Genomic DNA, 928 nt, shown 5'->3' with positions numbered 1-928 from the left:
CGGGTCGAGCCGGCCACGATTTCCGGGCCGGTGGGCAGATCGATCGAGCAACGGACAAAGGGGGCAGCGGGACGCTGAGGGTTGCAGCTCAAGAGGATCGGCAGGGCTCCGATAGATGCCGCTTGCTGCAGCGCGCCCAAAACGAAGGGGGTGCGCCCGCTCGCGGTGATTCCGCAGACGATGTCTCCCTCACTCACCCCGCGTTCGAGCACGCTGCGCTCCCCCGCCCCGCGATCGTCTTCCGCCCCTTCACGGCTCCGGAAGAAGGCTTCCGATCCTCCCGCCATGATGGCTTGCACGAGATCGGCGGAGACGCCGAAAGTGGGCGGGATCTCGCTCGCATCGAGCGCCCCCAGGCGCCCACTGGTTCCGGCACCGACGTAAAAGAGCCGTTTCCCTCGCGACAAGGCCGCCGCCACCGCCTCTGCCACCGTCACGAGCGCCTCTTTGCGGTCCCGGAGGGCCTGCTCGACGAAGCGCTCTTCGGAGAGAAAGAGCTCGACAAGCTCTGCAACAGATTTCCGTTCGAGAAATCGAGAGCGAGGGTTTCTTTCTTCGGTAAGCGCACCCCCTAAAGAAGCGGAGATTTCGCGCGAGATGCGCGGTCCGGGCATCGTATTGCTCACGAGAGAGGCGCCGGCTCCGTCGTCGACCAGCCGAGCCGCACCCAGCGCTCCCGGAACGCGAGAGACAAAAATCTCGCGGACCGCCAACCGGGAACGCACCACCTCGCCGAAGAGCTTCCCGTAGGCCTCGTTGTGCTCGAAAAGTCCGCCAATCAAGGCGAGCTTCGGCCGCTCGAACCGGAGCCTTTCCGCCACATGTCCGACCTGATCGGCCAGAAGGCTCGAGCGGGATCGCACGATGTCGACCGCGAGAGGATCTCCCTCCGCCGCCCGCTCCAGAACACAGGGAGCGAGTGCGGCGA

General features: G+C 65.7%; 1 protein-coding gene. It reads right to left on the bottom strand.

Annotated elements, in window-relative coordinates:
- On the bottom strand, positions 1-928 hold a 928-nt coding region (locus MAMT_RS05140; protein ID WP_142659932.1), incomplete at both ends, for an N-acetylmuramic acid 6-phosphate etherase.

Source organism: Methylacidimicrobium tartarophylax (assembly GCF_902143375.2).
In the GTDB taxonomy this organism is placed as follows: domain Bacteria; phylum Verrucomicrobiota; class Verrucomicrobiia; order Methylacidiphilales; family Methylacidiphilaceae; genus Methylacidimicrobium; species Methylacidimicrobium tartarophylax.
The sequence above is the reverse complement of the archived record's forward strand: the minus strand, read 5'-3'. Positions and strand labels throughout refer to the sequence as shown.